The following is a 9,878-nucleotide window of genomic DNA, read 5'->3' as shown; positions in this document are numbered from 1 at the left end:
CCCTCAAGGGAGAGGGGGTCCTCCGTGCAGGCATTATTTTATGGGGATCCCTCAGCCCTGTGGGAGAGGGCCAGGGTGAGGGCACCAGACCGCACCGATCCGCCTTTACTGCACCGCATACTCCTTATCCAGCCTGCTATACCCCAGTCCATTAATCTTCTTCACTTTGATTTGCACCGGAATACGCTCCTTCATAGCCTCGACGTGGCTTATCACGCCGATGGTTTTCCCGGTGGCATTCAGCGCGTCGAGCGCATCCAGCGCGGTGTCCAGCGTCTCGCTGTCGAGCGTGCCGAAACCTTCATCCAGGAACAGCGAATCGATTCGCGTTTTGTGGCTCACCAGGTCGGAAAGTGCCAGCGCCAGCGCCAGACTGACGAGGAAGCTTTCGCCGCCAGAAAGCGTGCGGGTATCGCGTACGGCATCGGCCTGCCAGGTATCGACCACCTCCAGCTCCAGTGCGTCGCTGACTTTACGCTGCAGCAGATAGCGCCCGTGCAGGCGGTTAAGCTGCTGGTTAGCGAGCCAGACCAGATTATCCAGCGTCAGACCCTGGGCGAATTTACGGAACTTGTCGCCGGTGCTGGAGCCTATCAGCGCATTCAGATAACCCCAGTCCTCGGCCAGACGTGAGGCCTCGTCAATTTGCTGCATCAGCGCCAGCTGGTGCTGGCGGTTATCGCTGTCCTGCTTAAGCTGCTGGCGGATCTCCCCCTGATGAGTGGTGTTCTCGCGAAGCTGCTGCGTCAGCTGCTGTAGCTGCGCATGCAGGGTTTGCGCGTCGGCGTCCAGCCCTTCCGGTTGCTGGTGCTGGTGGGCCTGTAGCTGCTGTTCAGCCTGCCCGCTAAGCGCGATTGCCTGCTGAAGCTGGCTCTCCAGCGTCTGCTTGCGTTGTTCAAGACGGCGGATGGTCTCCTCATCCAGCAGCGCGGCGAGAAAGGCCTCGCGATCGGCGAAGCAGCTTGCCGCCAGCGCGGTGGCAAATTGCGCTGTGGCGTGCTGTAGCCGCTCGCTTTCCAGACTCTCCTGCTGCTGCAGGGTGGCAAGCTGGCTTTGCAGGGACAGGCATTCGTCGTGGATCTCGCGCCAGTTCTCAGGAATGGCCGGTTCTGCCTCGGTGTCATCGCCTGCCGGAAGCGTGTCGAGCAGCGGTTTCAGGGTATTAATGCGCTCCTGAATCGCAGCATACTGCGTCTGTTTTTCCTGCCACAGGTTGAATTCCGTCTCCCGGGCGTACAGCCAGGCGGTCTCTTCCCCCTCTTCAGGAGCATGCAGCGACAGCGCGAGCAGGGCGTTTTCCAGTGCCTGACGCGTTGCCGACAGCTGCTGCTGGTACTGACGCTCCTGCGCTTGCTGTTCGTTAAGCTGGTTTTGCAGCGTCAGGCGCTGGCTGAGCTGATAGAGCTGACGTTCGTACTGTTCCTGTTCGTTCATCCATGGGGCGATATCTTCCTGAATATTCAACGAGATATTCAGGTCTGCACAGACCTCCTGCCACTCTTTAGTGAGTGCTTGCTCTTCCTGAGAGAGCGTCTGCGCTTCGTCTGTTGCTCGCTGGATCTGCTGTGTCAGGGCATTGACCTGTCCCAGCACCAGCAGACCTTCCTCTTTAAGCGCGGCGACCTCTTTTTCCAGCGCGTCCCGGCGCCGCTGGTTATCGGTGAGTTCAAGCGCCTGATACGTCTCAATGGCGGGATGTTCACTGGAGCCGCATAGTGGGCAGGGTTTTCCGGCCTCAAGCTGCGAGCGATAGCTTTCCAGCTTTTTGATCGTCGCTTCGCTTTCACACAACGCTTTCAAATCGACATAGTGCTGGTTTTTTTCTTTGTACTGCTGGCGGCGCAGCGTCAGCGTTTCATTGAGTTTTACCTGCTCGGACTGCGCTTTTTGCCGGGTATCCGCGTTCTCTTGCAGCCGTTTTTGCAGCGGCTGATAGCGGGCATGAAGCGAGGTCAGGCGCTGGCGTAAAGGGCGTGACCGGGACTGTTGCTCCATTGCCGCTGCCACGTCATCCGCCGTCAGCGTCAGGGGGTTTTCCGGCATCCCGGCGAGCTTCTGACGTAATTCAGCAATACGGGCTGCAAGCGTGGCAATCTGATGTTTATCGCGCTTCAACTGCGCAAAATGGGCGCGCCAGCCAGCAATCTCCTGGCCCCACACGCGGTAACGTTCATGCTCCGCCAGCCATGTGGCCTGGATCGTAAGGTCACTCTGCAATTGCGCATGGGTACGCAGCGCCGTATGACGGATGCGTGAGCGCTGCGCGGCTTTGGCCTGTAAGCGAGTATTTACTTCGACAATGCGCTGCTTTGTCTGCGCGAGGCGCGTGGTTTGTTCTTGCTGGCTATCCCACAGGGGGCGAATCTGGGCGGCGGGCTGCGCAAGCTGGAGCTTGGCCAGCTCAGGCGCGGCGTCGGTCAGCGCCTGCTGCGCCTGCTGTTGCAGGAGCATGACCCGCTGCTGCTCGCGAATTAGCTCGTCGTTGCGCGTCAGCCACTGAAAATCGCGCTGTTGGTTCTGCTGCTGAGTCAGCAGGGTTTTCTCTTCGTCAGTAAGTGCCTGCAAACTCTGCTGTAACTGCTGCTGTTGCGCTTCGCTCAGTAACACCACGCCTGCGGCCTGCGCCTCGCACATCTCAAGCGCGTTACGGGCGGCCTTATGTTTCTCGAACACCATCGCTGAGATCTGACCGTAGATCTCGGTGCCGGTCAGCTCTTCCAGCAGTTCGGCGCGATCGCCCGGTTTAGCGTTGAGGAAGGCGGCAAACTGCCCCTGGGAGAGCAACATTGAACGGGTAAAACGGCTATAATCCAGCCCGGTGAGCGCGGCGGTTTGCTCCAGTTTGTCCGTCACTTTATCGGCCAGAATTTTACCGTCTTCACAACGCGCCAGTTCGACGCGCGGTGCCTGCAGGTTTCCGTCTGGTTGATTGCGCGCGCGGTTCTGGCTCCAGAACGCACGATACGCTATGCCTTTTACCTCAAACTCCACCTCGGCCAGACACTCGGCGGTATCGCGGGTCATCAGGTCGTTTTGTGCCTGGGAGACTTTTTGCAGACGCGGTGTTTCGTGGTAAAGGGCCAGACAGATGGCGTCGAGCAGGGTCGTTTTCCCGGCACCGGTCGCGCCGGTAATGGCGAACAGCCCGTTGCTGGCAAACGGCTCGGCGGTAAAGTCAATTTTCCACTCGCCCTTAAGGGAGTTGAGGTTTTTCAGACGCAGGCTCAGAATTTTCATGCGTTTTCTTCCTCATCGCTGAGCGCGTGCAGGGTATGAAGGAACAGCTCGTTAAGCCTTGCGCGCGTGGTGTCGTCAATCTCTTCCTGCGACAGTCGGCGTTCAAATACCTCTTCCACCCTCAGTTCGCTGAGCGTTTCACGCTGTGCACCCAGCAGAATTTTCTCGCGCTGTTCGCGGCTGCGGCGAACCAGTAAGACCTCGACGGGCAGATCTTCCGTCAATGCCTGAATTTTACGCTGCATATCATGCAGGTAGTCGTCGGTCGTGATTTCAATATCCAGCCAGATGGGCGGATTTTGCTCGACACCACGCCACTGCTCCAGCTGAGCGGTAATCGCCGCCAGATCGCCCTTCAGCACCGCCAGCGGTTGGGTGACGGGGACCTCCAGCGACTCCACGGCACTGAGTTTGCCCTCATTAAAACTCACCAGGTGCACACATTTGGCTTTGCCGGTCTCATCAAAACTGAGCGCAATGGGCGAGCCGCAGTAGCGAATGTGCTCGCAGCCGCCGATGACCTGCGCCCGGTGAATATGCCCGAGCGCGATATAATCCGCCGGCGGGAAATTTTGCGCCGGGAAGGCGTCCAGCGTACCAATATAGATGTCACGCACCGCGTCACTTTTACTGGCGCCGACGGTAGTAAGATGCCCGGTGGCAATCACCGGAATGGACTGTTCGCCGCGCAGGGCGCAGGCATCCGTATGTTGCTGGTGATAATAGTCCGTGATGCTCTGCAACAGATGCTGCTGCTTTTCCCCGCCGGACATCCCCGCCTGGCTTTGCACGATATCGCGTGGGCGCAGGAAGGGCACCGGACACAGCACCGCTCCCGGTGTACCGTCACGTTTTTTCAGGATCTGCGGCGCATGACCGGCGCTGGCTACCACGGTCGTGTTAAGGAAGGCCAGGATATCGCGGGATTCATTCAGCGTTGCGACGGAGTCGTGGTTACCGGCGACAATCACCAGATGACAGCCGGTTTGTTGCAGATTTACCACGAAGCGGTTGTAGAGCTCACGCGCATAGCTTGGCGGCGAACCGGTATCAAAAATGTCACCCGCAACAATAATCGCGTCCACCTCGTGCGATCGGGCCGTGTCCAGCAGCCAGTTCAGGAACGCTTCATGCTCCGCTGCCCGGCTTTTGCTGTAAAAGTTTTGACCCAGATGCCAGTCCGAGGTGTGTAATATGCGCATAGCGAATCCGTGGCAAAAAAGGGAATGGGGATTATAAACTTTCAGAAGCTGGAAAATAACCGCTGTAATAAAACAACAGTTTGCCATTTTACGTGGTACTGTTTTTCATAAATCTGTCATAAATCTGACGCATAATGACGCCGCATTACAAACTTGTAACTTAAATAAGATAAGACAGGGCAAAGTATGGCGAGACGTATTCTGGTCGTAGAAGATGAAGCTCCAATTCGTGAAATGGTGTGCTTCGTGCTCGAACAAAATGGCTTCCAGCCGGTTGAAGCGGAAGATTATGACAGCGCGGTGAACCAGCTGAATGAACCCTGGCCCGATCTGATCCTGCTTGACTGGATGTTGCCTGGCGGCTCCGGACTGCAGTTTATCAAACACCTCAAGCGTGAAGCGATGACCCGCGATATCCCCGTTGTCATGCTTACCGCGCGCGGTGAAGAGGAAGATCGCGTGCGCGGCCTTGAGACCGGCGCGGATGATTACATTACCAAACCCTTTTCACCGAAAGAGCTGGTTGCCCGTATTAAAGCTGTGATGCGCCGTATTTCACCGATGGCGGTGGAAGAGGTCATTGAGATGCAGGGCCTGAGCCTTGATCCCACCTCGCACCGTGTTATGACGGGCGAAAATCCCCTCGACATGGGGCCTACCGAATTCAAACTCCTGCATTTCTTTATGACTCACCCGGAGCGTGTTTACAGCCGCGAACAGTTGCTGAATAACGTCTGGGGAACTAACGTGTATGTCGAAGACCGGACGGTTGACGTACATATCCGCCGCCTGCGTAAAGCGCTGGAACTGAGCGGCCACGATCGCATGGTACAGACGGTCCGCGGTACGGGTTATCGTTTTTCTACCCGTTTCTGAACAATGACAGGAGTGTGACGCGTGCTGGAACGTCTGTCATGGAAAAGGCTCGTCTTTGAACTGATCTTATGTTGTATTCCGGCCTTCATTTTGGGGGCCTTTCTTGGATACCTGCCGTGGTTTCTGCTGGCGTCTGTGACCGGGCTGCTGATCTGGCATTTCTGGAACTTACTGCGCCTCTCCTGGTGGTTGTGGGTTGACAGAAGTATGACGCCTCCCCCAGGAAGCGGGAGCTGGGAGCCGCTGCTTTACGGCCTGCACCAGATGCAGATGCGTAATAAAAAGCGCCGTCGCGAGCTGGGAAGTCTGATTAAACGCTTTCGCAGCGGTGCGGAATCGCTGCCGGATGCGGTGATTCTGACCACGGAAGAGGGGACAATCTTCTGGTGTAACGGTCTCGCCCAACAGCTGCTGGGCCTGCGCTGGCCGGACGATAATGGCCAGAACATCCTCAACCTTCTGCGTTATCCGGAGTTCACGCAGTATCTGAAAAAACGTGATTTCACGCGTCCGCACAATCTGAAGCTCAACAATGGCCGTCATCTTGAAATACGTGTGATGCCCTACAGCGATCGGCAATGGCTGATGGTAGCGCGTGACGTCACCCAGATGCACCAGCTGGAAGGGGCACGACGCAACTTCTTCGCCAACGTGAGCCACGAGCTGCGCACGCCGCTGACGGTGCTGCAGGGCTATCTGGAGATGATGCAGGAGCAGACGCTTGAAGGTGCGCCGCGTGAGAAGGCGCTGCATACCATGCGCGAGCAGACGCACCGTATGGAAGGGCTGGTGAAACAGCTGCTGACGCTGTCGAAGATTGAGGCGGCTCCGACGCTTGCCTTAAATGACACTATCGACGTACCGATGATGCTGCGGGTAGTGGAGCGCGAAGCGCAAACCTTAAGCCATAAAAAACATCATCTGACCTTTGACGTCGATAACAGTCTGAAGGTGCTCGGGAGCGAGGATGAACTGCGGAGTGCTATCTCTAACCTGGTCTATAACGCGGTTAATCATACCCCGGAAGGAACGGATATTATGGTGCGCTGGCAGCAGACACCAACGGGGGCCGAGTTTAGCGTCGAGGATAACGGGCCGGGCATTGCGCCTGAGCATCTTCCACGTCTGACCGAGCGGTTTTACCGGGTAGATAAAGCCCGTTCCCGGCAAACGGGGGGAAGCGGGCTGGGGCTGGCCATTGTGAAGCACGCGGTGAATCACCATGAAAGCCGCCTCGATATTCAAAGCACGCTGGGCAAAGGAACCCGTTTCAGTTTCGTTATACCGGAACGATTAATTGCCAAAAAGATCGCCTGACGGCGGGTGTGTCATTTTACCTTTCCACGGGCCAGCTATTGCTGGCCCGTTTGCTTTGCAGTAAAGCGAAACGCGAATGAATTTTATACGGCTGGTGCTTTTTTGTTCGCATGATTAGCCATGGCTTTTTCATGATATTAGCGAATTATTCTGGTTTGTATTTTCATGCTGGCATATTGTTCTGGTTTTACGATCCCTCCTTGCCTTTAAACGTTATAAGCGTTTAAATTGCCCCCCAGATACTGTCAGACCGACTGTATTTGCGTGGTAAATCGAAAAACTATTCTTCTCCACGCCAGGACGGGAGCATATCCCGCTGAAATTGAGCAAAATTTCCGCTGTATCGTCCCATTGGGGATGGCGAAAATCTCAATATATTCAACACCACATCCACAGGCAGTAAGGTTTTATGACCCATCACTTAAAATCGCGTGACATCATCGCGCTGGGCTTTATGACATTTGCGCTGTTCGTTGGCGCAGGCAACATCATTTTTCCCCCAATGGTTGGCTTACAGGCGGGTGAACACGTCTGGACAGCAGCATTTGGTTTCCTGATCACTGCCGTGGGCCTGCCGGTGTTGACCGTGGTTGCGCTGGCGAAAGTTGGCGGCGGCGTTGATAGCCTCAGCACCCCAATAGGTAAAGTGGCTGGCGTCCTGCTGGCAACGGTGTGTTATCTGGCCGTTGGCCCGCTGTTTGCGACCCCGCGTACCGCGACAGTCTCCTTCGAAGTAGGGATTGCGCCACTGACCGGTGACGGTGCGATGCCGCTGTTTATCTACAGCCTGGTTTACTTCGCTATTGTGATTCTGGTCTCCCTCTATCCGGGCAAACTGCTGGATACCGTGGGTAACTTCCTGGCTCCACTCAAAATTATCGCGCTGATCGTGCTGGCGGTTGCGGCCATTATCTGGCCTGCGGGTCCTATCAGCAGCGCGATGGATGCCTATCAAAATGCGGCCTTCTCTAACGGATTTGTGAACGGCTATCTGACCATGGATACGCTGGGCGCGATGGTGTTTGGTATCGTTATCGTGAACGCCGCTCGTTCCCGTGGTGTGACCGAAGCGCGTCTGCTGACCCGCTATACCATCTGGGCTGGTCTGATGGCCGGTGTGGGCCTGACGCTGCTCTATCTGGCGCTGTTCCGCCTGGGTTCCGATAGCGCCACGCTGGTCGATCAGAACGCGAATGGTGCGGCAATTCTGCACGCTTACGTTCAGCACACCTTTGGCGGTGCGGGCAGCATGCTGCTGGCGGCCCTGATCTTCCTGGCCTGTCTGGTGACGGCGGTTGGTCTGACCTGTGCTTGTGCGGAGTTCTTTGCGCAATATCTGCCGCTCTCTTACCGCACGCTGGTATTCATCCTCGGCATCTTCTCCATGGCGGTGTCTAACCTCGGTCTGAGCCACCTGATTCAGGTCTCCATTCCGGTGCTGACGGCCATCTATCCGCCGTGTATCGTGCTGGTGGTGTTGAGCTTTACGCGCCCGTGGTGGAATAACTCCTCGCGAATTATTGCGCCAGCCATGTTTATCAGCCTGATTTTTGGTATCCTTGACGGGATTAAAGCATCAGCGTTTGCTCACATCCTGCCAGCCTGGACACAGCGTCTGCCGCTGTCTGAGCAAGGTCTGGCCTGGCTGATGCCTACCGTTGTTGCACTGGTTCTGGCTATTATCTGGGACCGTGCTGCAGGGCGTCAGGTCGCATCGAACGCCCATTAATCAACGGCAACAAACTGTTTAACCACGGGGCTTAAGGCCCCGTGGTTTTTTGTTTTTTTCGTGTTGAATGGCAAGATTTAAATGGAAAGCACTAACAAACTCAAACGTGGGCTGAGCACGCGCCACATTCGCTTTATGGCGCTCGGCTCCGCTATCGGTACCGGTCTTTTTTATGGCTCGGCAGATGCCATCAAAATGGCCGGTCCAAGCGTTCTGCTGGCCTACATCATCGGCGGCGTGGCGGCGTATATCATCATGCGTGCGCTGGGAGAGATGTCGGTTCATAACCCTTCAGCCAGTTCATTCTCGCGCTATGCGCAGGAGAATTTAGGCCCGCTGGCCGGGTTTATCACCGGCTGGACCTACTGCTTCGAAATTCTGATTGTGGCCATTGCCGATGTCACCGCTTTTGGGATTTACATGGGCGTCTGGTTCCCGGCGGTACCGCACTGGATTTGGGTGTTAAGCGTGGTGCTGATTATCTGCGCCGTCAACCTGATGAGCGTGAAGGTCTTTGGAGAACTGGAGTTCTGGTTCTCCTTCTTCAAGGTTGCCACCATCATCATCATGATTGTGGCCGGTTTCGGCATCATCATCTGGGGGATCGGTAACGGCGGCCAGCCAACCGGTATTCATAACCTCTGGAGCAACGGCGGCTTCTTCAGCAACGGCTGGCTCGGCATGGTGATGTCGCTCCAGATGGTGATGTTTGCCTACGGCGGGATTGAGATTATCGGGATCACCGCCGGGGAAGCCAAAGACCCGGAGAAGTCCATTCCGCGCGCCATCAACTCGGTGCCGATGCGTATTCTGGTGTTCTATGTGGGTACGCTGTTCGTCATTATGTCTATCTATCCGTGGAACCAGGTGGGGACCAACGGTAGCCCGTTTGTGCTGACCTTCCAGCATATGGGCATCGCCTTTGCGGCCAGCATCCTGAACTTTGTGGTCCTGACCGCGTCGCTGTCAGCGATTAACAGTGACGTCTTTGGCGTGGGCCGCATGTTGCACGGCATGGCAGAGCAGGGCAGTGCGCCGAAGGTCTTTGCCAAAACCTCCCGTCGCGGCACGCCGTGGGTGACGGTTATGGTGATGACCGTTGCGCTGCTGCTGTCGGTCTACCTGAACTACATCATGCCGGAAAACGTCTTCCTGGTGATCGCTTCTCTGGCGACCTTCGCGACCGTGTGGGTGTGGATCATGATCCTGCTGTCACAGATTGCGTTCCGCCGCCGTCTGTCCCCTGAGGAGGCAAAAGCGCTGAAGTTTAAAGTGCCAGGCGGGGTAGCGACGACCGTCGTTGGGCTGATCTTCCTGGTGTTTATCATCGGCCTGATTGGCTACCATCCTGATACCCGTATTTCCCTCTACGTAGGCTGTGCGTGGATCGTACTGCTGCTGGTGGGTTGGGTGTTTAAATGCCGCCGCGACCGTCAGCTGGCGCAAGCGCAGTAATATTTTATGCCCTCTCCCTGTGGGAGAGGGAATTTTGTCTCCTCCTCCTTTCTCCTCCCCCA

The 9,878-nt window shown here is 56.4% G+C and carries 6 protein-coding genes; 4 read left to right on the top strand and 2 right to left on the bottom strand.

Annotation, left to right across the window (positions count from 1 at the left end):
• Positions 1-105: 105 nt before the first annotated feature.
• Complete coding sequence (gene sbcC, locus HX884_RS15590) at positions 106-3,237, bottom strand: exonuclease subunit SbcC (RefSeq protein ID WP_178328452.1); 3,132 nt, start codon at positions 3,235-3,237, stop codon at positions 106-108.
• Entirely contained in the window at positions 3,234-4,439 is a 1,206-nt protein-coding gene (sbcD, locus tag HX884_RS15585) for an exonuclease subunit SbcD (RefSeq protein WP_178328451.1), read from the bottom strand. Before sbcD ends, sbcC begins: the two co-directional genes overlap by 4 nt.
• A 186-nt stretch (positions 4,440-4,625) precedes the next feature.
• Here sbcD and phoB point away from each other — a divergent pair, with 186 nt between their 5' ends.
• From phoB to proY, 4 genes are all read left to right on the top strand, one after another.
• Positions 4,626-5,315: a phosphate response regulator transcription factor PhoB gene (phoB, locus tag HX884_RS15580; protein ID WP_010428026.1), complete on the top strand. Its 690-nt coding sequence runs from the start codon at positions 4,626-4,628 to the stop codon at positions 5,313-5,315.
• A 21-nt stretch (positions 5,316-5,336) separates the two neighbouring features.
• Complete coding sequence (gene phoR, locus HX884_RS15575) at positions 5,337-6,632, top strand: phosphate regulon sensor histidine kinase PhoR (protein WP_029883416.1); 1,296 nt, start codon at positions 5,337-5,339, stop codon at positions 6,630-6,632.
• 409 nt (positions 6,633-7,041) lie between these two features.
• Positions 7,042-8,361 (top strand): branched-chain amino acid transporter carrier protein BrnQ, encoded by a 1,320-nt coding sequence (brnQ, locus tag HX884_RS15570; RefSeq protein WP_013095826.1) that lies wholly within the window; start codon positions 7,042-7,044, stop codon positions 8,359-8,361.
• Between the two features lie 81 nt (positions 8,362-8,442).
• Positions 8,443-9,816 carry a proline-specific permease ProY gene (proY, locus tag HX884_RS15565; RefSeq protein WP_020686369.1) on the top strand — a complete coding sequence of 458 codons (1,374 nt, stop codon included), beginning with the start codon at positions 8,443-8,445 and terminating at the stop codon, positions 9,814-9,816.
• The last annotated feature ends 62 nt before the right edge of the window (positions 9,817-9,878 follow it).

The organism is Enterobacter sp. SECR19-1250, assembly GCF_013391025.1.
In the GTDB taxonomy this organism is placed as follows: Bacteria; Pseudomonadota; Gammaproteobacteria; order Enterobacterales; family Enterobacteriaceae; genus Enterobacter; species Enterobacter cloacae.
This window is presented reverse-complemented; position numbering and strand designations above follow the sequence as displayed.

Bases quoted from the DNA above. Each gene is read 5' to 3' on its own strand.
- sbcC (WP_178328452.1), bottom strand. From the start codon at position 3,237: ATGAAAATTCTGAGCCTGCGTCTGAAAAACCTCAACTCCCTTAAGGGC.
- sbcD (WP_178328451.1), bottom strand. From the start codon at position 4,439: ATGCGCATATTACACACCTCGGACTGGCATCTGGGTCAAAACTTTTAC.
- phoB (WP_010428026.1), top strand. From the start codon at position 4,626: ATGGCGAGACGTATTCTGGTCGTAGAAGATGAAGCTCCAATTCGTGAA.
- brnQ (WP_013095826.1), top strand. From the start codon at position 7,042: ATGACCCATCACTTAAAATCGCGTGACATCATCGCGCTGGGCTTTATG.
- proY (WP_020686369.1), top strand. From the start codon at position 8,443: ATGGAAAGCACTAACAAACTCAAACGTGGGCTGAGCACGCGCCACATT.